This is a genomic window from Pseudomonas sp. G3-19 (assembly GCF_054855875.1).
Genome location: NZ_JBMPIQ010000003.1, coordinates 2,799,497 through 2,823,949, shown reverse-complemented (window position 1 = coordinate 2,823,949; position 24,453 = coordinate 2,799,497). Strand labels below are relative to the sequence as shown.

Genomic DNA, 24,453 nt, shown 5'->3' with positions numbered 1-24,453 from the left:
TGACGAGGGCGGCATTGAAGATTTTTCGCGCAAGGTCGATACAGAGCTCAAGACAGGAGAACCTCCCCATGCGATTGTTGCCCATTGCCGCCCTTGCCCTCAGCGTCCTCGCCGTCACGGGCTGCACCCGTTGGTCGATGAACCATCATTTGAACAACGCCTACAGCGCCTACGACCGGGGCAATTGCGAGCAGGTGATGCTCGAACTGTCCAAGGTTGAACGCGCCAGCCGGGCCCGGCCGTATGTGTGGCCGGAAGTGTCGATGATGCGCGGCCAGTGCCTGGAACGGCAAAAAATGTACATCGACGCGGCGCAGACCTACCAGTTCATCATCGCCTCGTACCCCAACAGCGAATACGCCTTCCGTGCGCGCGCCCGCCTGGAAACCCTGCAGAGCCTGGGACATTACCCGACTCGCAGCGCAGCGGCAGTACCAAGTCCGCAACGTTTCTGATGCTGGTTGTCATACAAACGCTGGCCGACTGTACAAGCTGAGCTATAGTCCAGTGATCCGGTTCAGAGCCTGATTTTGGGCCGGGGGAACACCTGCGACTGGTAGAGGTTGAGGTGATGGCGTATTGGCGACCGTCACACCGGAAGCGGGGAGAGCGCGTCTGCAGGGCAGGCACGTTCCGAAGCAAAGGTGCGGCTCTGTGATGGAGCCTTGCATGGCGTACTGCGCATGTTTACCGATCGTCGAATTGAACGGCACCAGTTGCCGTACTTCCTGCGGGTGTACAACAGCGTCACCGACAAACCCATCGGTTTTCTGGGCAACGTGTCTGAGGACGGGCTGATGCTTATCAGCCAGTTGCCGATGATGATTGGCGTCGATTTCAGTCTGCGTCTCAAACTGCCATTCAGCGACGGCTGCCAGCAGGTCATCGACCTCACGGCGTGCTGCCTGTGGTGCCACGAAGACGCGACGCCCCTGCATTACGACGCCGGGTTCAGCCTGCAGCGTCCGCCCCCGGAATATGGGCAACTGGTCGAGGCGCTGCGTCAGTACTTCAGCTTCCAGCCATTGCCGGCCTCGGCCTGACTTCGGCAACGCTCGCCTAATTGCTATTGCGGGCAAGCCCGCTCCCACAGTGTCCGGGGTTGATCAAAGCATTTGTGCACACCACAAATCACTGTGGGAGCGGGCTTGCCCGCGAAGGCATCAGCCCGGACAACGCTTCTCCAAAGGCTAACCCACAGCAATCGCCCGCTCACTGTCCAGCGTCTTCTCCGCCAGCAATAACCCCATCTCGCTCAACTGATAAATCGCCATCGCCAGATGCCGTGGTTTGTCTTCCAGGCTGTCCGCCAGATCCAGCAACAGAATGCTCACCGACGAAAAGGTTTCGTAGGTCTGGATGGCGATCGCTTCGGGGTTGATGTCAGGCGCGACCCGGAACATCTGCATGCCACGATCCACTGAATTGCGCGAGGGCGGTTCGGGTTTGAGGTAGTGGTCGAGGGCGCGCTCGGCGGCTTCGTGGAGCTTTCGTGAATCGGCGGATTCGTAGGGCGAGGTATCGGCAGGATTTGTTTCGGGCGGATTAGGGGTTGCTTTGAACATGATCGTATTGCCTCTAAGTAGGGCCACGACCGATTCGCGACTAAACGAATTAGGGTGGCGGCTGCAAGCAGGTTAGTCGACCGGGAGGCATACGAAATACCGGCGCGCCCGAGGGCGCCCTGCGAACAGCCACCATCGAGTGCGGGGATAGGGAATACCCGACTTGATGACGCTTGTGCACATTCGTATACCCCCCGGGCGACTAAACCCGACCACTGATTGGCAGCGGCACGGACCACGTTACGGGGCATCGGCAAAGCGCACAAGCCGGCGGATTCTGGCGGATCTGTAGGCAAAGGCGCAAGGCGTTGTAGTTTGCTGCGCGTGTCGAAGTAGGGCGTGGAAAGACTTAGCTGTTCTAGTAATCAAGCAATGTTTTTTTAGATGAATTGGATCTTTTGGACTGTCAGTTCTGACAGTGGTCGCGTGCAATGAGCACACGTATGTTGATCCCACAACGTGAGCGACCCATTGCCCGGAGCATTGCCGACATGAACGAAACCGTCGAGGACGACGAGAAAGGACGAGCCTGGCTTGATACCGAAAAGGTTCAGACCACTGTCGCTCAGGTCACGAAACTGGCAGACGGATCACTCAAGGAACTGGGCGATGGAGCGCAGTTTTCCGAGGTGTTCTGGGCGGATGCGGTCGAAACATCGCTTTACCAGACTCACCCCCGCGTGCCGCAGCTGCAAACTCAAATGGTGTGCCGGTACAAGTTCGAATCAGGCCGAATCTATGTGAAGACCTTGCGCTACCACATGACCACACGGGGCGCCGATAAAGATAGGGCAAACATAGATTTGGGCCTGCAGGCCGGTACATGGGTGCGCAAGAACTCACCTGACAGCATGCTGCAAGATAACCGGTGGCACGAGTATGTGGAATATGTCGACTCCCCGCTCGGTCCTCCTGATTTTGGCGTGTCGCTGGCAATCCGGGTTGACTATGACGGAGCCAATAACGATGTTGAACCCCACGAAGGGTGGGGCCTTGATATCTATCCAGCACAGAAACCGATTATCGAGGTTCCCACTTCCGGAACCTCGATCGATGTCGAGAAGCCGTTCACTGTATCCGGTAGAAACGGGCTTGTCCCCGGCACAATTCATTTGAGGTGGCAGTTTAACAATGCTGAAATTCCAGTGGGTACTGCTCCTGTCCAGAACAACGGGGGGTGGAATACCTCCATCGTGTTGCCGCCCGGCGTTTTGGATTTCTACGCCGTACAAATCATTGGCAACCAGATCTCCGGTAGGTCCAATACCGTTACCCTCAAGCCAAGGTACGTGGCACCACGTATCGACTCTCCGGCAAACAGTGCGGTACTCAAGTCGGCCAGCGGATTGCTGATCAAAGGCCGAGGCACGCCAGGCAAAGTCATCGATGTGATGACCCCGGGGGGCGCCGTGTTACACGCCACTACAACCGTCGAGCCTGACGATACGTGGGAAGCATCATTTAACCAGTCCAACTACCCTGACGGCGGTCGCGTCGATATCACGGCTGGCCACAGAGGCATGGATGATTGGACCGCTGCGCAATTCTTCACCTTGCTTCTGCAGCCGACAATCACGACGCCATCCGAATCAGCGGTGACCGATCCGAGAGGTCCGATAGAAGGGGGGAGAGCTGTTCCAGGTGCGACCGTCGAAGTCCTCAAGGATTTCGAACATTCATTCAAGGTCGGCCAGGGCATTGCTGATGCCAACGGAGGATGGAGGGTTACAACGTTCACCCGCGACATGCCGCCGGGCCGCTTTACGGTTGTGGCGCGCCAAACGGTACCTGGCGGCACTTCGGAAGTGAGTGTGGCCCGTTCGTTCAAAGTCCGCCCCCCAACACCGAGCACAATCAACTTCACCTACCCGTCCCTCACCTCCATCGAGTTTTCCGGCGCAGGTTTTACCGGCGCCACGGTCGAGATCACGATTGTCCGAGGTCCGACTGGAGCTACGCCGCCACCTGCCGTTGTCGTGACCGCAGGCAGTTGGAGAACGACTTCACAGTACTGGCCCATCGGCGACTACGATCTGAAGGTCGTGCAGAAGGTTGACGACAATGCTGGTGGCTGGATTCCCTCGCAGGAATACCATTTCAAGGCCTCATCAAAGCTTCCACCGCCCTCTGCTGTGAGATACACCAATGACCTCTACACTCCGACATTCATCGGCGAAGGTATTGCAGGGGCATCTGTCGAGGTCACCGACAAGGCGACCGGCGCTGCGCTCGCTCCATCGACGCAGGTCACGAATCAGGGCTGGTTGACCCGTGCCTTCGAGGCGTGGGCACCGGGTTCGACCCGCACCGTGCGTGTGGTGCAGAGGCTCGGTGCGGCGGTGTCGGACGCTGTTGAGCTGGTCATCAATATCGACCGTTTCCCACCGCCGACCGAGCTGGCTTTTACCGTTGTCGACTACAAGCCGCGTATCACTGGCAGAGGGATAGCCGGCGCCACAGTGCAAGTGACGGACAAGCAGAGCGGCGCCGCCATTGCACCACCCGCGCCCGTGACGGGCCAGGGCTGGACGGCAGAGGCATCGACACCCTGGCAGCCGAATACCAGCAGAATCGTCCTGGTGGTGCAGTCCAAAGACGCTTTCGCCTCCGATCCGGTGGAAATGACCATCTCTGTGCCGCTGCTGGCACCCATCATCACTGCCGTCGAAGACGATGGACTCTCGCCGAAAATCTCCGGCACCTGCTGGCCCGGCGCGACACTGAGCCTGAAGTACAGCGACAGTGCGACCGAGCACAAACCTGATGGAAGCAGTGGCACATGGACCTTCAAGCGCGACGCCGGGTTTGCTCCGGACGAGCAGCACACCGTGACGGTGATCCAGACCGTCGCCGGGCGTCCGTCGCCGCCAGCCTCGCAAACGTTCTCGGTCAGCCCGGAGAAACCGGTCATCACCGCGCCGGAGGAAAACGCAGACACCCACTACGACATGACCGTGCACGGCATCGACGGTTATAACGATGCCATATTGCAACTGCGGGACGCGCAATTCGGGCGGAATCTGGGTGAGCCGAAACGGCTGACCGCTCATGGCGACTGGTTCATCGAACTGAAAAAACTCGAGTTCCGCAAATACCAGATCGATGCCGTGCAAACCATCGCGGGCAGACCCTCTCTGCCCAGTGCTGTGCGCAGTTTTTTTGTCGTGCTGGTGCCGCCGGTCATCACGGTGCCGCAGGAGCATCAATCGCTGGCGCGCACCTCAACGCTTCGTGGCACCGGCGAACCCCTTGGCCACGTGACGATCTGGCGTGAAAGTCCGAGCGAAATCCTGCTCGATAAACGCCAAGGGCGATTGGTTTGCCGACGTAACGTTGCCGGTCGGCAACTACAAGGTGAAGGCCCGGCAATTCTTCGACGATCATGAGTCGAAGGAAAGCCTTGTGCGCAGTTTCAAGGTGGTGCCCGCCGCGCCGGTTATCGAAAGCCCCGGGCGAGGTGTGCACGTCGGTCGCCGGGTTGTTGTGTCCGGCTTCGGCTACCCCGGTGACACAGTGCTGGTGACGCTGACGGGCAGCAAGGGTTCGGTACGCGTAAGCGCTCCGGTGCTCGAGGATCGTACCTGGTCGCTGACGCTTGAAACGGGGCAGTCCGTCGGCGCTGCGCAACTGGTGGCGGTGTCCTCGTGCGATGGTTTCGAGTCTGCCCCCTCGGCTGCACATCCAGTGGAGCTCGGCACTTACCTGCCCGAGATTGATGAGCCGGCGCCGGGACGCTGGGTCGAAAATTCGCTGCGCTTCGTCGGTAAAGGCCGCACGGGCGTGGGGCGCGTGGTGACCTGGTACGACCCTGATCAAGTCTTGAGCGAAGACATTGCTGTCACCGATCAAGGCTGGCGCGGCGAGGCATCGCACGCCTTGCGTCCAGGCGGCCACTGGTGCCGATTCCAACAGACCATCACCGACGCTGCGGATGGCTCGACCAAGTCCGACTGGGTCGAAAGCAAGCGTTTCGAGGTGATTTCGACTCCACCGGGAGCAAGACCATGACCGAGCCTGTGATCCGTCCAGTGCAGCAGTTGCTGAGACAAGTGTTCAGCGATGAACAGCGCGAAACCTATACCGATTTTTGCAATTACCTCGAAAATGGCGGTTCGATTTTTCCGTTGGTTGAGCAAGGCGTTCGGGGACTGGTCAGCCACTACCGGATGAATCCCGACGACGCGCGGGCCTTTTTACGCAGGGCCAACAGTCTGGCGGTGTTTGTCCGGCGCCAGTTCATCGAACATTCGTTGCGCGGTTCGCAGGCCCGGGTCACGCGCCCCGACAGCGGTCTGTTGTCGATGGTCGCGGGGCCGAGCTACGAGAGTTTGTTCTCGACCCATTTCGATGGGTTGTGCCCACCGCAGGCCTTGGAGTCAATCGCATCTCCGGTGGCTTACCTGATCGAGTTGTTGCGCTGGATCGAGGAGAAAATCCACGCCATTGGCGGCGAGGAAAAACTCGATTTGCATGAGCGCCGTCGGGATCTGAAAAAGCTGCTGGTCGACTTCAATGCCGTGCATCAGGCAGTGTCGGCGCTGGACATCATCGTCCCGGTGCTCGAAACGTTTATCGAGGAAAACGATAGCGCTCCGGATCTCGAAGAGGCACTGATACAGACCCGTTATCCCAACGGTCTGCCGTACTACCAGCATTGGGTCACGCTTGATTTTGTCGCCCGTGAACATGGCTTGTCGGTGGGTAATATCGCCCACATGGTGGATCTGGCCTATCCCTATTTCCTGCAGCCTGAGGCATGGGACAACGATGCCGGGCGCGCCTTTACCCATGCGTCGCGGCTGGGGCCTTATCAGCGTGAATTGCTGACAGAGGCTCCGATAAAAACTGGCGATACCGACGCAAGGGACGAATATTACCAATGCAACTTTGGAGCACCTGGGACCGATTGGCTAAATCTCAATCAGGTGAAATTCTTTGGCGAGCGGACGGGGCTGGACACCCGGGATATCGAGGCGTTGCTGTCGATTCGCGAATTCGCCCCGACGCGTTCGGCCAATGTAACCGTGTATGACAGCGTGCAACCGGGTGCTGACGAGAGCCAGCGATCCGGCTCGGTCTATCTAAACGCCGCGACCATTCCGGCGCTCGACATTGATTACAGGGAAGACAGCGAAGCCTTTCTGCATCGTTTGACACAAGACCCGACCATCATTGACCGCTACGAACGAATGAATCGCAAGTTGCGCCTGGATCGATGGCTGGAGCTGCCCAGCGAGCAGGTGGATGCGTTGTTGACGGCGGCGATCAGGGCAGAGGCCCGTCATGCGACACCGGCAAATCCGTGGTGGATTTCTACCCATCAGGTGCATGCGCTGGGCCTGTTTCAGTCGCTGCGTGAACGCTATGGCTGTTCGGCAGAGGATTTCGCGGCATTTATCGATGAAATCTCGATTTACGGGCGTGCCAATGCCCTGTCACTGTTCGATCGCACCTTCAACGGCCAGGGCAATTATCGCCAGCCCCTGGTGCTGGACGGCGCAACGTTTGCGACGCTGCCGGCGCAGGGTGTCGCGGAGCTGACAATCAGCCAGTTGTGCAGCGGATTGGGCATCGATCTGCAGACTTATGCCTACCTGGCAGTAGCGATCGAACGGGCGCACGGGTTCAGCGGCACGCTGAGGCGCACCACGGCAGTCATATCGAGTTTCTACCGGTTGGTGAAGTTGCCACGGTTGCTGGGGATCACCCCGGTCGAAGGCGTGCTGATGCTGACGCTGTTGGGCGGCGAGAGCTGGGTCGACGGGCTGGCAGGTTTGCCGCGGGTGCACGCACGGCTCAATAGCGAAACCACACCGGACGTACTCAATCTGATGTATGCCCTGCACTCCTGCGTGTCCTGGTGCAAGGATCGCGAACTCCCTGTGCTGTGGATGCTGCAGCAAGTGGCACCGCTGCAGGCCCTGGCGGTTGCCACACAGGCCGAGCAGCAGTTGTTCGAGCAGATCCGCAACCTGCTGCCTGCCGCGCTGTTCAACAATGCCGGGCTGTCGATGGCTGGCGTTCCCTCGCTGGAGGGGCTGGACTGGCTGCGGTTGTTGACCGAACTGGTCGACCCGACGGGTCTGGTCATCGACCTGCAAATACCCGAGACCGACTACCTGAGCCTTGCCCGGCTAAAGTTCGACCAGGCAATCAGGGAGGGGCTGGGCGAAAACGACGCCAGTGTGCGGGGCATTCTCGTCGAGCGAATGCTCGGCGTGCTGTTGAAGGCGCGGGAGGCGCAGGTCTCGGTCGCCCGGGAGTGTCTGGCGGTGTACACCGGCCTTGATACCGAACGCGGGTTGCTGATGCTGACCTGGGCGCAGTCCACGGTTTATCAGTTGTTGTCGCAGGTCAGCGCGCGTGCCGATGCAACTGAGGCACTCAGTCCCGCTGCACGCACCGCAGAGCAACCCGACCCGCTGCTGAGCTTGCTGGCGGATGTGCGACGTCGCAGTGCTGTGGCGAGCAAGCTGGAACTGTCTGCGGTGTTGCTCGAAGACTTTCTGCAATACGGCCACGAGGCCTGGATGGCTCAGGACGATCGGCACCTGCTGTCGATCCGTACCCTGTATTACCTGACCGCGCTGGGACGGGCCTTCGAGTTGAGCGAGCAACCGGCCGGCAAACTGCTCGACTACCTGCGTCAGGTCAACGCATTGCCCACGCCCCTGACAGGCCATGCGCTGCGGCTGGCACAGGAAGCGGCAGCGTTGCGGCTGGCGGCGTTTTTCGACTGGAGCGTGCAAGAAGTGCGTGAGTGCGTCAGTCGCATCGACCCTGCGCTGAAGATCCTCAAGACTTTGCCCCAGCTCGATTTGCTGATGCGCATCCGCGTGTTGGCCCGGCACAGCGGCATGGACGCCCTGACGATTTTTCTCGTGGGAAATCTGCCGGAGGACGTAGACAAGGACGCTTATCGAATTGCCGCAGAGCGCGCGCTGCTGAGCCTTTCAGATAACCGCGAGTCGGTGGTTGCCTTTGCCGATGAGGTGGCGCAACCACTGGTCACCATGACCTGTGTTGTGGACAAGACCGAGGTGGTGGCCGGTAAACCCGGCGAGAAAGTCCTGTTGACCGTGACGTTGACGGACGCCGATGACAAGCCACTGAGTGGCGTCAATGTGTACTGGCAAGTGAGCCTCGGCACGATTGTGGCCAAGCCCACTGAAGTCAATGGAACGGTGACGGTCGAGTATCTGCCGGGCGAGGTCATGGGGCAGGAAACACCACTGTTCTGGCTTGACCTGATCGACGCGCAACAGGCTCCGACTATCAATATCTCCGATGACGCCGTGACGCTGTCCTTCCCCGCACCATTAACTGCCCAGGTGCCGCAGCAGCCGATTCCGGCGGGGCAGGAAGTCGAGCTGTACGCCACGCTGCGCGACGCCTATCAAAACCCCGGGCGCAACCGTCTGGTGCGCTGGTCCGCCGAACCTGCGAGCGGCAGTAGCGGCTCGGTGGTGATTCGCCCCGGGCAGAATTACGCCAACTTCGAGGGTGTTACACGGGTTTACGTGTCGAGTTCCTCCGGCGGCAAGTTCATTTTCAGCGCGCATTGCGATGCCAGCGAAAGAGAAACAGTTTTTGACCCTATCACCTTCACCGAAGCACTGACTCACCAATGACCGTGTTGGTTGACGCAGCGTTCACCTCAGGATGCAGGACAAGACCATGACTCAACGCAATCTGGCTCCATTGTTGGAAAAACGCCGCGCAGCACTGGTCGATTACTGCATCGGTCAGGCTGCCAGGACCCGCTACGCCTTCGTGAAAACGCCGCAGGATCTGTTCGAGCTGTTGCGCATGGACCCGCTGGATAACTATCCGGTGCAAAGTTCGTGGGTCGCCGAGGCGACCAGTTGCGCGCAGCAATTCATTCATGCGGCGTATCGCAAGCTTGAGCCGGGCTATAAAAACAAGGCTTTTCCGGCGCAGGACCTGAAACTCTGGGAGCTGTACAGCAATTACCCCGACTGGGCGGCGCTGTCCTTGATTTCGGTCTACCCGGAAAACTTCATCAACCCCTTTGTGCGGCAGCGCAAGACCCGCCTGTTCAAGGCACTGGAAAATGACTTGAATCAGGCGCGGCTGACCGGCGATTCGGTGCAGCGTGCCGCGCAGCAATACCTCAAGGCATTCGAGCAGACCTGCAACCTGGATGTCATCAGCGCCTGTCTGGATGGCGACTCGGCAAGTGATGCCACTTACTATTTCGTCGGCCGGCAGCGGGTGCAGCCGTTTCAGTATTTCTGGCGCAAGGCCGACATCGAGCTCACCGCTTCCGGCAATCCGGTCAACCCGGCGGCATGGAGTGAATGGCAACCTGTCGACATTCCGGTGGGAAACAGGGTTCTGGATATGCGGCCGCTGTTTTGGGGCGGGCGCTTGTGTCTGGTGTGGGCTGAGTGGCGCGATCCGGTGGGTATCAAGGGGAGCGAGGGCTATTTGGCCCCCAGACTGGATATCAACCTGGCGTTCATGAGCCAGAACGCAGAATGGTCGGCACCGCTGAGCTTGTATAGCGCTGATCAGGACACCAACAACAGCGACAGGAGCCTTGATTCCCGGCTGATTGCAACAACGTTTTCCGATGCAATTCACCCCAAGGGTCGCCTGGCCGTATTGCTTATCAGCCCGGCGGGTCTGAGGGTGAGCACCACCCGTGATGTGTTCTTTCGTCCGTTGCCTGAAGACGACGGCAGCTGGCTTGTATATCTGGCCAGTCATCGCTTCACAGATGTCCTGACCTTGCAGCATGCACTGACGCCGAAAAATCAGCCGGTGGTCGAGATCAAGAGTGAGACCTCGGGGGATCTGACGGCTTATTACGGGCTGCAGGCGGTGTTTTCGGAGGTAGGAACAGACGACTTTCTGTGGGTTAGAGGCCTGTGCCGGGCGCGGTCTCCGGTTGGAGGCGCGGAGATCGATTTTACCTTGAAGCTGAACAATCCGGCCGGGGATGACCCGACAGAAACCAAAGGCCAGCAGCCCGTCGCGGGTGGTTGGGCTACTGAGTGGATGAAACTGCAACGCGCGAAAGGCGGATTTACCGGTCTGCCCGAATTTACCTTGAGCGGCACAGGCCAAGGCAGCAAGACCTTTACAGTCTTACTCACCAAGATCACCCGTTTCGTACCGCCGACTCTGGAAAAGAACGCGTTGGATGCGGCGCAGTTCATCGGTTTCAGGCAGCCCGGAATGTTGCAGCGCGCGCGCTTGAACTCGCTGTTCGGCCCGGAGCTGGTGCAACTGAGCAATATTTCCGTGGATGCCGTACTCGACTGGGAGACCCAGTTCCTGACGGAGCCGCCTCCAGCCTCGGGGCCGATCGCCGAGCCGAACGGGGCGTTCGACGGGGCCAACGGTCTGAATTTCTGGGAGCTGTTTTTTCATCTGCCGCATCTGGTGGCGGCCCGTCTGCGGGCCGAGGATCGCTACCTGGAAGCGCAAAGCTGGTCCCATTACGTGTTCGATCCGCAAGATTCGCGAGACCCCGAAAAACCAGGGAATGCGCCACCGAGGCCTGAATACTGGCGTTGCCGGCCTTTGGCCGCTGTGGGGAATGTGGGCGTCGAAGCCTTGCTGCCGACCGATCCGGACGCGATTGCCTATGCCGCACCCCAGCACTACCAGATTCTGGTGTTCACCGAGTATGTGAAGAACCTTGTGGCGTGGGGCGACTGGTACTACCGCCAGCTCACTCGGGATGCCTTGGTGGCGGCGAAACTGTGTTACGTGCAGGCGCAGTTTCTGATGGGCAAGCCGCCTTCCGCCCGGGCAGTAACCCGTTGGCAAGCGCAGACGGTAGAGGCCTTGCTTAACCAGAGCACGAGCCGCCCGGCGCTTGAGCAGTTCGAGCAGGAGCTGCAGTTTTCCCTGGCTGACATTCCTCCAGCCGCCGAAGCGTCACCGTTGATGGGCCTGCTGGCGAACGAGTCGTTCAAACTGCCGATCAATGAGCAGTTGCTTGAGCTGTTCGACTTGCCGGGGCAGCGCCTGAGCAACTTGCGCAACAACCTGACCCTGGACGGCAAGCCACTGGACGTTCCGCTGTTCAGCCCGCCCACCGATCCCAATCAATTGTTGCGCGATCTGGCCGCTGGCGGGGTGGGCATGCCACGGCCGATGGGCGGACGTCTGGTGGTGGGGGCCTTTCGCTGGCGCGTCAGCTACGAGGCGGCGTTGCGCGCCGTGCAGACACTGCAGGAGTACGGCAGCCAGGTATTGCGTCTGCTGGAACAGCGCGACCGGGCGGAACAGGAAGAACTGCAGCAAGAGCACCTCAAGGAGCTGGGCGAATACGCCCGCGCGGTTCAAGAGCAATCCATTGCCCAGCTTGAAGCCAGCCTCACGGCCCTCGGCCAGAGTCAGGCCATGGCCCAGCAACGGGCTGATCGATACAAGGCGTGGTACGACGAACACATCAGCGATGCCGAATATCAGATCATGGACAAACTGACGATGGTCAAAGGGATCAACACCGGGCTGCACGCGATCAAGTCTGTAGGCGCGGCATTGGCGGCTGCGCCGAACATTGGCGGCACGGCTGTCGGTGGGCATCGATTGGAAAAAGCTGCGGATGCTATGGTCTTTGGTCTGGAAATCAGCGCGATGATTTTGCAGATCGACGCGGATAAACAAGCCATCACCGAAAGCTACCGCCTGCGCCGCAGAGAGTGGGAGTTGCAACGAGATCAGGCACTGGCCGAGGTCGGGGCGATCGCCGAGCAGATCACTGCGCAGACATTTGCCCTCGATGCCGCCAGAACGAGTCTGGAGCAAACCCTGCGGGCCAACGGTCAGGCACTGGCGCTCTACAACTACCTGAAGAAACGTGCGACCAACGCAGAATTGTTCGGCTGGCTGTTGGGCCAGCTCAAGGCCTTGCACTATCAGGCTTACGATGCGGTGGTCAGTCTGTGCCTGAGTGCCCGGTCGTCATTGAGTGCTGAAACCGGCGATTACGAAACCGCTGAGGCCTTGCCGCAGGTCTGGCTGGACAACCGTCATGGACTGACTGCCGGTGAACACTTGCGCGAGTACCTGCTGCGCATGGATCGCCTGTACCTGCAAAGCCATGAGCGCCGTCTGGAGCGGGTCAAGACCATTTCGTTGCGACAGCTGTTCGATGACCAGGTTGATCCGCAGGCGGGATTCTCCGACTGGCCCAAGGCGCTGGCCGAGTTGATCGACAAGGGCGTGCTGGAGTTCCAGCTGACGCAGTTGTCATTTGATCGCGATCACCCGGGGGAGTATTGCCGGCTGCTCAATCTGGTCGAGGTCGACCTGCCCGTACTGCTCGGACCTTATCAGGATGTACAGGCGACGCTGCTGCAGGTCGGCAGCATGACCGCTACCCAGGGCTCGGCGCGCTCGGTCGAGTACCTGCATCAGCCGGCGGGCAAGGTGGCGCCGGTCGAGGTGCTGTTCAATCTGCGCAGTGGCCAGCAGATCGGTTTATCCGTGGGGATCGCCGACACCGGCATGAACGCCGGCAAACCGGACGAAGGCTTGCTCAACCCGTTCGAGAACACCGGCGCGATCTCGCGCTGGCAATTGCACTTTCCCTGGCCGCAGAGCGAGCGGCAGGCGCCGATGCTCAAATCACTCACCGACATCATTCTGCGCGTCCGCTACACGGCCAAGGCCGGTGAGCCGACGTTTACCCTCGCTGTCAAAGATCTGGTCACCCGGGCGATCACGTCCCGCCAGTCAGGCAATATCAAAGGAGCAGGCCATCATGGTTGAACCCGTCATTCAGGCTAATGACAGTCTGGTGCTCAATGGTGATTTCCGTGAGGCCTTGAGCCATTGGGAAAAGGGGCCGGTTAACAGCCGCTGGGTTACGGTCGTGGGCGAGCCGTACGAAGGCACACAGATCAGGATGCTTTCAGTAGCAAACCTTGCCTCTGCCTTTCAGGAAATGACCGTACCTGTAACGCCGAGCGCCGGAGCCAGGTATGTGCTGAGTTTCCTGTATGAAACGCGGCATACCGAAGCGGGCCGCATGATATTCACTGATGACAGTGGAGCCACCCTTAGAGAAATCCCGTTGCCGCCCGGCAGCCCTCGTAACCTTGAAGAGGACCAGGCACGGATCACTCAAGGGTTGCCGCTGGAATTCAGACCGCTCAAGTACAACGCCGAGCTCGATCTGCCGTTGCAGCGCCAGGACAAGATTCGCGTCACAGTGGTCGCTCCGGGTAATGCTGATCCCGAGGACTATAACTCTCTGGTTTTGGTTACCCGCATTCGCCTGGGCGTGGAACTTGAGCCCGCGCGGATGCAGACGGTGAAGGTGGACGCGGAGCAATCGTCATCCGGCAAGCTGGTTCACCTCTGCCTGGGCGCGGACGGGAGCTTCCAGCACCAGCTTGCGTTCGTATCCGACCCCGACAGCCCCTGGCTGCACACCAAAGCTGCATTGGTGAGCGATGACAATCCACAAGGCGCGGTTATCGCAACGCCTGACTGGGGCGTCGATCAGCCGCTGGATTTGCCGTGGAACCTGCAGTGCCCGCTGATCGGTGATCAGGATCCTTACCTGTTCACGGTGCAGCTGGTGAACCAGTACACCGCCGAGCCGTATTCGATGCAAGTCTCGCTGGGGCATCACCGGCTGGTGTTCCGTGAGGTGCTGGAGGCCGCGTATTTCCCGGTGCTGGAGTTGACGCAATCGGTGCGTCTGGGGGTACGAGTGGCCTCCTGGTACACCGGTCAGTTTCTGGCCGGGCGCACGGTGACCTGGACCACCGAAGGGCTGGGGGTGCTGAGCACGACACCGACCGACGCCGAGGGCTGGGCGTATTTCGAGTATCTGCCAACGGCTGCTGGAAAACGTGCTATCCAGGCTTCGGTGGCAAGCCCCTACTATGCCAGTGGGGTGGAAACCGCGACGCTGGACGTTCAGGTGCTGGCGACCGATCCATGGAAGGACGTTCTGGCGGTGGTAGACAGCAACGCCTTGCCCTGGGCGCAGAAGACCGGCTATCCCAACCGTGGCTCGACCTATCAACTGAGCGTTCGGGTGCCTGAAGTGTTACGTGGTTCCACGATGGCACTGCGTTGGGATGGCGACAGCGCCGCACAGTTGGGCGTGCAACTGCGCCCGGAGCTGGAAGCCTCGATACCTGTAGGCACAACAGACCTGAACTGGGAGTTGATCTGCCAGGACAAACTCGACGGTCGCTTCCACTTGCAGTTGCTGTGTTCGAAGCTGCTGTTGCCTTCCAGCAGAAAACCGATGTCACTGGCCCGCAATCTGGTGCGCATTGGCGACGTTCAGGAGGCCAACAAATTTCCCGTGGTGGACGAAGGCGAAAGTGTTCTGTTGCGGGTGCAGGTGGTGCATGTGGTCACCGGCGGCAACGGCGATCCGGTCAACAATGCACGGGTGGACTGGCAGACTCCCGAAGGCACGATTGCCACCCGATCGGGGATCGGTGGCTGGGCCAGCGTGTTGTATCAACCGAGCCGCGACGGTGAGCTGGTGGTGACCGCTCGCGTGCGGGCGCATGACGAAGCGGTGCCGGTGGAGCGACCGTTTGCAGTGAAGGCGCTGCAGAGCAGCCCCTGGAAAGGCAAGATCAAGATCCTGTTTGACGGCAATGAGGTTGACCTGACCGAATTGGGCTTGCTGTGCTGGCGCGGTGAGCCGCACACCTTGCGGATACAACCCACGCCCGGCAGTTCGCTGATTGGACAGATGATCACGCTGCAATGGCGTGGCGAGCCGCCGGGGATCGGCTTGACCGTCTCGGATATCGGCAAGCCGCTGATGCTTGAGCCATCGGGGCTGGAATGGCGCTTCAGTTCGCAGGTCGCGTCGAGTACCAGCAGCCTGTTCAGCCTGACCTTGAGCAGCCCCGGGCTTACCGCGCCCCGGGAGTTGTTCGGTCGGCTGATCTCCACAGAGCTTATGGATGAACTGACGTTGATGCTGGACCAGGTGACTGCGACAAACGCCAGTCAGAGAATGTTTCCTTGCATCGGGGCCACGCACACCTTGCGCTATCTGCCCAATGCCTTGAGCCCGCTGGTGGGTTTGCAGGCAACGCTGGTGTGGCAAGGCACCCCGGCTGATGACCTGGAAGCGAGCATTGAACCGCCACTCGATCAAGCTCAAAAAATCAGTGACGGTGGTGTTGGCTGGAGTCTGGATTTCACCTCGAGCAAGGTCTCCGGCGCCTTTAGTGTGGGGCTTTTCTTGTCTGCCCTGGATCGCTCCATGAGCACCAATCCGATGCAGCTCGCTCACAACAAGCTGCGAATCGAAGACTGGCGTGAGTCAGCGGTTGACGCCGTCATCGGCAAGGATAAAGCCTGGAGCTGGGTCAGGGTGGTTTCGGCATTCACCGGGCAAGCGGTGGCGCAGGTGGCGGTGCAGTGGAAATCCGCTGACAGTTCAGACAGCGTCGTCAGCGACGAACTGGGCTGGTCCGGGTTTGGCCTGGTGCCGAGCAGTCACGGTCAGCAGAACGTCGTGGCCAATGTGCACAGCCCGTTCGATGGCTATGAAGAGCAACGTGCCCTGTCCTTTACGGCGCTTGCCCGTAACCCTTGGGAGGATGTGCGGGTGCGTTTCGATGGGCATGATGACCATCCATGGGGCAGTCACACGTACTTTCCGCGCCGCAATGGCTCACATGCCATCGAAGTACTGCTTCCGGATGGCAGCCCGTTGTTCGACCAGGAACTGACCTTGGGCTTGACCGGCACCGGCCCTGCGGAACTGGGTCTGAGTTTCGAACCTGCGCTCGGCGCATCACGCCTGCCCTCGGCAATCGGTTTGCGTTATTCCCTGCGTTGCGCCGACCTCAAGGACGGTGGCTTCGCGCTGCGCCTGGGAGCGGAGCGCCTCGCCAGCCTGTCACCGGCCAATGCGATGTCGCTGGGGGCGGGGGTGCAGGTGTGGAAACTCCTCACCAGTAGTAGCGTTCAGCAAGTGGTGGAATGGGAGCAGGAACTGGTCGAGCAGGTAAAAGTGGTGTCGTCCGTTTCCGGTCAAGGTATCGCCGGGGTATTGGTGACCTGGCGCAACGCGGATCTGGGGACGGTCACCAGTCTGACCGACTTTTATGGTGTCGCCACTGTGCGCTTCAAACCGCAGACGCCGGGCGCGGCGGTATTGACGGCTACGGTGGGGGATGCGGTTTATTCGGAGTCCATCTCGATCTCGTATTCGCTGAGTGTCCCCCGCGAAATTGTCGACGTCGTGGTGGTGCCTGCGCAGGGATACCCCACTGAGGAAGTCGAGGCGATGGCTACAGTGATTTCGGCATTGACCGGCCTGCCTCTCGCAGGTATTGAAGTCATGTGGAATCTGCCGGGAGCAACGATTGCCAGTGCTCAGAGCGACGCCCAAGGCAGAGCACGGACAACGTTTAAATTGCCATCGCGTAGTGGTGTTCTGGAGGCCATGGTGCGTGGTGGTTTGGGCGGCTGGGATTCTGCTCAGTCGTGGGTCGAAGTCATGGAAGATGAGCCGGTACTGGTGGAGTTACACTCGGATGCATTGAGCGTCTATCAGGGAGAAACATTACCAATATGGGCCCTTGTCAAAGGTCGACATTCCGGGGGGCCGTTTGAGCAAGCGTCCGTTTCCTGGAGCCTTGGTTCACAGATCATTGCACCTTCCGTGACGCAGGTGGATGGCAAAGCGTATCTGATGGCCGTACCCATGGTAATCGGTGACATAACGCTTACGGCCAGCATCCTGGCGGAAGTCGAAAGCAGCCTGAATCTGAACATCAAAGTGTTGGATCCTGCTTCGCATCCTGACCATGCCACGATCAGGGATTTGCGCGAATTGAAAAATCCGATTGACGCGGGCTCGGTTGCGCAGTTCAGAGGCACCGTGGTTTCAAGTGTTTCCGGCCAGCCATTGTCCGGGCGAGAGTTCTATTTCAGCATGAACGGCGAAGCCTTCAAGCTAAGCTACACAAGAGCCAACGGAGAGATCATCGCGGAGTACTGGGCTCATGAGCCGGGTGTGGTCAGCTTTAAAGTGGAAGTTCGAAACCCCGTTGGTCAACCTGAAAAGGCCTCTGCATCTGTACTGGTAATCCGGCAACCCTAAATAACCCCTGCGCGCTTCCATTCCAGGTAACGATTGACCAGCCTTATGCTCAATTCGTCAGGGCGCACATCCAGCACCTGAACTGCATGAGCATTCAACTGCTCATGCAGCTCGGCCCGGGCATTGAGGTAATCCACCGTGCCGCAATAGGCCAGTGCTTCGGGCAGCGTTTGTACCGGGGCATTGCGCAGGCGGTCGAGTGCTTCCTCGCGCAGGCTGACCACCAGCACTTGATGTTGCAGGCTCAGACGTTTGACGCTGGCGAGCAGGTCTTCGGTGTCCTCGTCACGCAGGTTGGTCAGCAGCACGATCAGCGCCCGGCGTTTCTGCCGGGCCAACAGCTGGCTGGTCGCGGTTGAATAGTCGGCAGGACGCTGACTGCTGTCCAGATCATAAACGGCGTTGAGCAGGACCTTGAGCTGACTGGAACCCTTGATCGGCGCGAGAAAACGCGGTTGCGCGACGGCGAAGGTGCTCAGCCCCACGGCATCGCCCTGACGCAGCGCGACATGGCTCAGCAGCAGACACGCATTCAGCGCATGGTCGAAATGCGACAGCTCGCCATCCTGGCTGCGCATTTGCCGCCCGCAATCGAGCATGAACATGATCTGTTGATCACGCTCGTCTTCATACTCGCGGGCAATCGGCGTGCGCTGGCGGGCTGTGGCTTTCCAGTCGATCTGGCGCAGGCTGTCGCCTTCGCGAAATTCGCGCAACTGATGAAATTCCTGACCCTGCCCGCGACGCTGGCGCTGGCGCACACCGAGCTGGCTGAGCCAGTTGTCCACCGCCAACAACTGCCCACCGTAGAGCTTTGCGAAGTCCGGGTAGACGCGGATCTCGCCGCTCACGGCGAGCAGGCGTTTGCCTGTCCACAGACCGAACGGGCTGGGCAGGTTGATTTCGCAATGCTCGAAGCTGAAGTGCCCGCGCTTGAGCGGGCGCAGACGGTAGCCGACCGCGCTGAATTGCCCGGGTTGCAGTTCAATCGCCAGCGGCAGGTTTTCGAAGCTCAGGCCCTGTGGCACGTGGTCGAAAATCTCCACCGCGACCGGCTCGATGAAGTCATGGCTGAGCTGCAGCCGCACCTCGCTCCAACGGCCGAGTGCCAGGCTGCCGGGCATCTGCCGCTGGATGCGCGGCGAGGGCAGGTTGTTCAGGCGCAGCGCATCGATGATCGCCAGCACCAGCAGGGCCAGGAGCAAGCCCCAGTTGATCGACAACAGCGTGGCGGGTACGTCGATGTCGAGGGCTTGCAGCGTGCCCAGCAGCGTGCCGACGGCCAGCAGAATCGCGAGCCAGATCAGCAGCAGGCGTGACGGTTTCACAAGCGCGGCGCCGGCACTTGGTCGAGCAGTTGCTGCAGCACCTGATCGACCTGCAGACCTTCGATGTCCAGCTCCGGCGCCACTCGCACCCGATGGCGCAGCACCGAGAGCGCGCAACCCTTGATGTCATCGGGAATCACGAACTCGCCGCCGCGCAGCAACGCGCGGGCGCGAGCGCAACGCACCAGCGCAATCGAGGCACGCGGTCCGGCGCCGAGGGTCAGGCCGGGCCAGGAGCGGGTGCTGCGCGCCAGCCGCACCGCGTAATCCAGCACTTGATCGTCAATCGGCAAGTCGCTGGCGATGCGTTGCAAGGCCTGCACGTCCTTGGCTTGCAGGACCGTGCGCAGCGGCTGCACATCAAGCATGTCGGCGCGGGTCGAGCGGCTGACCTGACGCACCATGCTCAACTCCTGCTCGGCCTCCGGGTAATCCATGCGCACCTTGAGCATGAAGCGGTCGAGTTCGGCTTCCGGCAGTGGATAAGTGCCTTCCTGCTCGATCGGGTTCTGGGTGGCGAGCACCATGAACGGCTGGGCGATCGGCAGCGCTCGACCTTCGAGGGTGACCTGACGTTCCTGCATCGCTTCGAGCAACGCCGCCTGGGTTTTTGCCGGGGCACGGTTGATCTCGTCGGCCAGCAGCAGGTTGGTGAACAGCGGCCCCTTGCGCAGCTTGAACTGCTCGGTGTGCAGGTCGTACACCGCGTGGCCGGTGACGTCGCTGGGCATCAGGTCCGGGGTGAACTGGATGCGCGCGAACTCGCCGCCGAAGCAGCGCGCCAGCGCCCGTACCAGCAAGGTCTTGCCCAGCCCCGGAACGCCCTCAAGCAGCACGTGACCGCCGGCGATCAGCGCGGTCAGCACATCGTCGATCACGCTGTTCTGGCCGATCAGGGCCTTCTGCAATTCGCCGCGCAGCGCTTGCGCCAACTGGCTGGCACGCTGGCGTTGCTGGGCGGCGTGGCTGGCGCTGCCGGGCTCGATCTGTTCACTCATAGCGTGTTCCTCAAGGTTTGCAGGTGGGCTACCTGGCGACTGAAATCAGCGCTGCTTATGCGCTGTTTCGGCACCGGGCTCAGGGCTTGACTGATGGCGCGGGTTGGCTGGCGGGTCAGGCGCGACAGCACCAGCCATTGCTCGGCCACGTTCAATTGGTCGAAGCCGGGATAGCGGCGGCGGGCGCGGCGCAGCACGTCCTGTTGCAAAGCTTGCAACAGCGTGTGCTGACCGTTGTGGCGCAGGATGAAATCGGCACTGGCGCGCAGGTGTTCCTGCAACTGCCGGCGGCCACTCGGGGCGGGTGCCTGCAGTGGTCCATGGCGCACAGCAACGTGCCACAGGCCGAGGCCGATCAGTGCCAGCAGAGCGACGATGGCTTGCGGGAAGTAACGCCAGAGCAAGGTCAGCAGACCGTCGTGTGCGGTGTTGAAAATCAGCGTGACGTCGGTGTCGGCGCTCAGGTACCAGAGCAGCCAGGCGTTGTCGTGCTTGCTGATGGCCGGGGTTTTCCACAGTTCGGCATCGGTGACCACGGTGATCGAGCCGAGGCCGTACGGCATTTGCATCATGTGCGTGGCCTTGGCGCTGTTGGCCCAGGCCTGGGCGAGATTCTTCGGGTCTTCCAGATGGAACGCGGTGTCGAAACCGGCGTAGGCCGGCGCGTCCTCGTCTTCCAGATAGAGTTTGGTCAGGTTCGGGTACGGATCATCGGCCAGTTCCGCCGGCGGCTCCTTGAGGTCCTTGCTCAGTGACTGGTGCAACTGCACCCGATCCAGCAACAGATCATCGCTTTGTCTGGCCTGTTTGTCCCACAGCGCTTCGGCCACGAACACTAGGCGCCCACTGGCGCGGGCCCAGTTCAACACCTGATCGACCTGACGCGGGGTCATGCGCGAGCGTTCGCCGAACAACAGCAGCGTGTGCCGACGCGGATCAATTTCCGGCAGTACCGCCAGCGTTTCGGCCTGGCCGACGTTGAGCCCGCGTTCACGCAAAAACATTTCTGCCGCCAGATAAGGATTGGCCTGCGCCTGGGGCGAGGGGCCGTGATCGATCACTTCCTGATAGGGCCGGGCCTTTAGGTACAGATAAATGCTCAACGCCGCGAGCAGGGCGACGATCAGCCCGCCGAGCAGCCACGCGTTGCGCCGGTTCAAGCGCGCGCTCCCGAGCCGAACAGGGCACGCCAGCCGTCACACAGTTCCTGTTGCAGATGTGCCGCCGGTACGCGGTGCCCGTAGGCCATGTTCTGCCAGTGCTGTGTCAGGGTGCGACTGAACGCCAGCAGTTCAGGGCGCTGCAATTGCTCGACCCGCAGCAGCACCTGATGCTCGGTGTCGGCAGGTTTCAAGGTCAGGGCAAAATCGTGCAGCAGACGGCTGAGCAATCCGCGATAGAGCAGGCCCAGCGCGGCGCGTGGCTGGGTCTGCCAGAGTTGTTCGGCACTGGCGGCGATATCATCGGGCAGGGTTTGCGGGCTCAGGTCCAGGCCTAACGCTTGCTGCGGTGCAGGTGGCCTGATGCGGGCGGGCAGCTTCGGCCGGCGACTGACGAAGGTGCTCAGGAATTCGCGATAGCGCCAGATCAGCCATCCGAGAGCCGCGAGCAAGGCACCCCACAACAGCGCTTCGATCAACACCGCCAAGGCATTGAAGCGTTGACCGTCGAGCCAGCCGAGCAGGGTTTTCAGCCATTGCGGCGCCTCACCGGGTTTGGCTTCGGCCGGGGCTGCCGGGTCGTCCCCAAAGCGATAACGAGTCACGCTTTCCTTGTTCTTGAACGGTGGTTGTTCGAGCAGCGCCTTGATGCTGTCGTGCGCAGCCTGACTGGTCAGCGGTTGGTGCAACAGGCGTGGCGCCTCCGGGGCGTTGGCCGGGGCATCCGCCCATACCGGTGGCACCGCCGGCAGCCACAGACAGACCGCCAGCAGCAAACCCAGAGCGCTGCTGTTCAGGCGCTGGCGCAAACGGCGGAACACCAGCTCGATGTCCCACGCCTCCAGTGCGGTGCGCCGGTTCAAATACAGGCTGAAACCGCAGGCGACATAAATCGGTTCCCAGACCACCAGCACCAGGGCGTAGAAGGCGTTGGTCAGGTGTTCCAGCCAACGCCAATGGTGATCGGCGTCGAGGATCAGCGATTGCCAGTCCCAGTCGGTTTCGATCTGCTGTGGCAGCAGCATATAGAACAGCACCATCAGGCCGATCCACAGTGCGGTCTCCAGATGCATGCCGATGATCGTCAGCCATTGCGCGGCGCCGGCATTGCGTTGCAGCAACACTTGCAAGCGTTGCTGGCGAGCGGTGCCGTCGAGGCCTTCGAGTTGCACCACCGGCAGCAGGAAGCTGCGACTCAGGCTCAGCCGGCGCCAGGTCAGGCTGGCCAGCCATTGTGGTTTGAGCAGTCGAGGAAATTCGCGCAGGGCCTGTTTCAGTGTCGGTGTTTCGCCGAACAGGGCTTTGGACAGGATGTACAGCGGCAGGCGTTCGTAGGCTGGTTTCAGCCACCAGAAAATGAATACTGCCAGCGACGGCGAATCCCATAGCAACAACGTCAGCACCGCGAACAGCGGCAGGGTGACGATGGCCCAACTGGTCATCAGCAGGCGTCGATGCTGCTGGCTCATGAGCACGCCAAGGTCCATGGCTTCCCAGGTGCTGCGCGGACGGATCGCCACGGTGGCATCACTCAGGCGCATGGCGTGTCCTTCCGGCGAACAGCAGATAGGCCGCTACTGCGAGCCACAATGCGGCACCGACCGCATATTTGATCGGCGGTGTGACCCCGGTCTTCGACGACCAATACGCTTCGATGAACGCTGCGATCAGTAGGAACAGCATGACCCCACACACCAGCAGCACGCTTTTGCGCGCCGCCTGCACCAGCGCTTCACCACGGGTCAGCCGCCCCGGTGCGATCACTGCCCAGCCGAGCTTTAGCCCCGCCGCGCCCGCCAGGGCAATGGCGCTCAGCTCGAAGGCGCCGTGGCCGATCACGAACGACCAGAACGTCTGGCCAAAACCGATTTCGGTCAGGTGCCCGGCCACCGCGCCGATGATCAAGCCGTTATAGAACAGGAAGAACGCGCTACCGACGCCCAGCAGCAAACCGCTGGCGAAAGTCTGAAAGGCGATGCCAATGTTGTGCATCACGTAATAGCCGAACATCACCCAGTCTTCGCTGGCCGCCCGTTCGGCCGAGCGCCCGAGGTGCCCGGCCACCGGGTCGTACATGCTCTGCATGTCGCGCACCTGTTCGGCGGGGATCAGGTTGTAGATCAGTTCGGGAAAGGCATACACCAGCAAGGCAAAGCCGATCAGGCTGCCGAAAAACACCAGACCAGCGGCCAGCACAAACGGCCATTCGGCACGCACCAGTCGAGGAAAGTCAGCGAGGATGAAACCCAGGAGGTTGGCGCCGAATCGACTGCGGTGCCGATACAGCTGCTGGTGGCCGCGCAACACCAGTTGTTGCAGCGAGTCGATCAGAAAACTGCTGTAGCCACGCGCCTGTGCCAGCGCCAGATGCTGGCAGAGGCGTCGATAAGCCTTGGGGAAACTGGCTGCCTGCGAGGTGTCCTTGCCATGTTCGAGGCGTTCGAGGGCCAGGGTGAAGCGCTCCCATTCGGCCTTGTGGCGAGTTTCGAAAAGACTCTGCTTCATGTCGGCCCCAACAAGCCGCAGGCGATACCGTTGAGTTCGCTGACCGCTTTGGGCGCCGAGATGTGCAGCGGTTGGGCGAGCAGCGCGGCCAGCTCATTGACCCGCGCCGGCGACAGTTCAGCCTGACGTTCGGCGAAGGCGAGCAAGGCGCGTTGTTCGCCGAGGTTGAGCGGCACGGGCGAGCTGCGTGGCTGGGCGTCAGGTAACTGCGGGCGGAGCAGGGCGCGTTCGCTGTAGACCACCAGGGTGCCGGCTGCGATGTCGCCCAGGCGCTTGAAGGTCGGGTGTTGCAGGCAACTGATGGCGCCGAGGAAATAACCGAACGGCAGCAGGTCGACAAAACGCAGCAGGTTGCGCAGCAGCGAGGCCGACCAGCCGATCGGTGTGCCGTCATCGTGGATCACCCGCAGGCCCATCCATTGCTTGCCCGGCGAACGGCCCTGACGCAACACTTCGAACAGCACCATGTACCACCAGCTGACGGCAAACAGCAGCAGCGAACCCAGACCCATGCCGAGCTGGCCGAGAAACGCCAGCAGCAGAAACAGCACGCCGAGGATGGCCCCGCGAATGCCCAGGTCGATACCGAAGGCGAGGCTGCGCACCATCAGACCGGCCGGGCGCAACGGCAGGTCGATGCCCTCCGGGGTTTCCACTTGATAGCGGGTATCGAGTGGCGGGTTCAGCGGTGCTTTCCGTGGCAGTGCTGTGTTCTCGAGCATGGGCTACCTGATGGGGCCGGATCGGGATGCGAAGTCGGTCCGATGCTAGCAGCCTCTTGGGGGAAAACGACATAACTATGTATTGCACATC

The 24,453-nt window shown here is 60.9% G+C and carries 14 protein-coding genes; 7 read left to right on the top strand and 7 right to left on the bottom strand.

Going from position 1 to position 24,453, the window contains the following annotated elements; all coding sequences use genetic code 11:
- The first annotated feature begins 68 nt into the window (after positions 1 to 68).
- Both ACOYXI_RS13000 and ACOYXI_RS12995 read left to right on the top strand, forming a co-directional pair.
- On the top strand, positions 69 to 455 hold the full coding sequence (locus tag ACOYXI_RS13000) for a tetratricopeptide repeat protein (RefSeq protein ID WP_095137006.1): 387 nt from the start codon (positions 69 to 71) through the stop codon (positions 453 to 455).
- 228 nt (positions 456 to 683) lie between these two features.
- Positions 684 to 1,043, top strand: a complete 360-nt coding sequence (locus ACOYXI_RS12995; RefSeq protein ID WP_443534145.1) for a PilZ domain-containing protein — start codon at positions 684 to 686, stop codon at positions 1,041 to 1,043.
- Positions 1,044 to 1,190: 147 nt separating this feature from the next.
- Here ACOYXI_RS12995 and ACOYXI_RS12990 read toward each other — a convergent pair whose 3' ends face one another.
- Entirely contained in the window at positions 1,191 to 1,565 is a 375-nt protein-coding gene (locus ACOYXI_RS12990) for a DUF6124 family protein (protein WP_095137008.1), read from the bottom strand.
- Positions 1,566 to 2,056: 491 nt separating this feature from the next.
- On the opposite strand from ACOYXI_RS12990, the gene ACOYXI_RS12985 reads away from it, so the two are divergent.
- Genes ACOYXI_RS12985 through ACOYXI_RS12965 form a run of 5 tightly spaced genes read left to right on the top strand, consistent with a single transcriptional unit; the run spans position 2,057 to position 17,649 of the window.
- Positions 2,057 to 4,951 (top strand): carboxypeptidase-like regulatory domain-containing protein, encoded by a 2,895-nt coding sequence (locus tag ACOYXI_RS12985; protein WP_461674922.1) that lies wholly within the window; start codon positions 2,057 to 2,059, stop codon positions 4,949 to 4,951.
- Entirely contained in the window at positions 4,836 to 5,573 is a 738-nt protein-coding gene (locus ACOYXI_RS12980; RefSeq protein WP_461674921.1) for a hypothetical protein, read from the top strand. The genes ACOYXI_RS12985 and ACOYXI_RS12980 overlap by 116 nt, the downstream gene beginning before the upstream one ends.
- Positions 5,570 to 9,196 (top strand): Tc toxin subunit A, encoded by a 3,627-nt coding sequence (locus ACOYXI_RS12975; RefSeq protein ID WP_461674920.1) that lies wholly within the window; start codon positions 5,570 to 5,572, stop codon positions 9,194 to 9,196. The genes ACOYXI_RS12980 and ACOYXI_RS12975 overlap by 4 nt, the downstream gene beginning before the upstream one ends.
- Positions 9,197 to 9,242: 46 nt before the next feature.
- Entirely contained in the window at positions 9,243 to 13,319 is a 4,077-nt protein-coding gene (locus ACOYXI_RS12970) for a Tc toxin subunit A-related protein (RefSeq protein ID WP_461674919.1), read from the top strand.
- A complete protein-coding gene (locus tag ACOYXI_RS12965) occupies positions 13,312 to 17,649 on the top strand; it encodes an Ig-like domain-containing protein (protein ID WP_461674918.1) in 4,338 nt (1,445 codons plus the stop codon). Before ACOYXI_RS12970 ends, ACOYXI_RS12965 begins: the two co-directional genes overlap by 8 nt.
- Here ACOYXI_RS12965 and ACOYXI_RS12960 read toward each other — a convergent pair.
- Genes ACOYXI_RS12960 through ACOYXI_RS12935 form a run of 6 tightly spaced genes read right to left on the bottom strand, consistent with a single transcriptional unit; the run spans position 17,646 to position 24,362 of the window.
- Positions 17,646 to 18,977: a DUF58 domain-containing protein gene (locus ACOYXI_RS12960; protein WP_098965292.1), complete on the bottom strand. Its 1,332-nt coding sequence runs from the start codon at positions 18,975 to 18,977 to the stop codon at positions 17,646 to 17,648. The two genes, ACOYXI_RS12965 and ACOYXI_RS12960, sit on opposite strands and share 4 nt — an antisense overlap.
- Positions 18,974 to 19,975, bottom strand: coding sequence for an AAA family ATPase (locus ACOYXI_RS12955; protein WP_443534157.1), 1,002 nt, complete (start codon positions 19,973 to 19,975; stop codon positions 18,974 to 18,976). Before ACOYXI_RS12955 ends, ACOYXI_RS12960 begins: the two co-directional genes overlap by 4 nt.
- Entirely contained in the window at positions 19,972 to 21,135 is a 1,164-nt protein-coding gene (locus ACOYXI_RS12950; RefSeq protein ID WP_461674917.1) for a DUF4350 domain-containing protein, read from the bottom strand. The genes ACOYXI_RS12955 and ACOYXI_RS12950 overlap by 4 nt, the downstream gene beginning before the upstream one ends.
- Positions 21,132 to 22,676 (bottom strand): DUF4129 domain-containing protein, encoded by a 1,545-nt coding sequence (locus ACOYXI_RS12945; protein ID WP_461674916.1) that lies wholly within the window; start codon positions 22,674 to 22,676, stop codon positions 21,132 to 21,134. The genes ACOYXI_RS12950 and ACOYXI_RS12945 overlap by 4 nt, the downstream gene beginning before the upstream one ends.
- Positions 22,663 to 23,640 carry a stage II sporulation protein M gene (locus ACOYXI_RS12940; RefSeq protein ID WP_210558823.1) on the bottom strand — a complete coding sequence of 326 codons (978 nt, stop codon included), beginning with the start codon at positions 23,638 to 23,640 and terminating at the stop codon, positions 22,663 to 22,665. Before ACOYXI_RS12940 ends, ACOYXI_RS12945 begins: the two co-directional genes overlap by 14 nt.
- Positions 23,637 to 24,362, bottom strand: coding sequence for an RDD family protein (locus ACOYXI_RS12935; protein WP_098965287.1), 726 nt, complete (start codon positions 24,360 to 24,362; stop codon positions 23,637 to 23,639). Before ACOYXI_RS12935 ends, ACOYXI_RS12940 begins: the two co-directional genes overlap by 4 nt.
- Positions 24,363 to 24,453 lie beyond the last annotated feature (91 nt).

Bases quoted from the DNA above. Each gene is read 5' to 3' on its own strand.
- ACOYXI_RS13000 (WP_095137006.1), top strand. From the start codon at position 69: ATGCGATTGTTGCCCATTGCCGCCCTTGCCCTCAGCGTCCTCGCCGTC.
- ACOYXI_RS12985 (WP_461674922.1), top strand. From the start codon at position 2,057: ATGAACGAAACCGTCGAGGACGACGAGAAAGGACGAGCCTGGCTTGAT.
- ACOYXI_RS12940 (WP_210558823.1), bottom strand. From the start codon at position 23,640: ATGAAGCAGAGTCTTTTCGAAACTCGCCACAAGGCCGAATGGGAGCGC.
- ACOYXI_RS12955 (WP_443534157.1), bottom strand. From the start codon at position 19,975: ATGAGTGAACAGATCGAGCCCGGCAGCGCCAGCCACGCCGCCCAGCAA.
- ACOYXI_RS12995 (WP_443534145.1), top strand. From the start codon at position 684: ATGTTTACCGATCGTCGAATTGAACGGCACCAGTTGCCGTACTTCCTG.
- ACOYXI_RS12990 (WP_095137008.1), bottom strand. From the start codon at position 1,565: ATGTTCAAAGCAACCCCTAATCCGCCCGAAACAAATCCTGCCGATACC.
- ACOYXI_RS12945 (WP_461674916.1), bottom strand. From the start codon at position 22,676: ATGCGCCTGAGTGATGCCACCGTGGCGATCCGTCCGCGCAGCACCTGG.
- ACOYXI_RS12970 (WP_461674919.1), top strand. From the start codon at position 9,243: ATGACTCAACGCAATCTGGCTCCATTGTTGGAAAAACGCCGCGCAGCA.
- ACOYXI_RS12975 (WP_461674920.1), top strand. From the start codon at position 5,570: ATGACCGAGCCTGTGATCCGTCCAGTGCAGCAGTTGCTGAGACAAGTG.
- ACOYXI_RS12935 (WP_098965287.1), bottom strand. From the start codon at position 24,362: ATGCTCGAGAACACAGCACTGCCACGGAAAGCACCGCTGAACCCGCCA.
- ACOYXI_RS12965 (WP_461674918.1), top strand. From the start codon at position 13,312: ATGGTTGAACCCGTCATTCAGGCTAATGACAGTCTGGTGCTCAATGGT.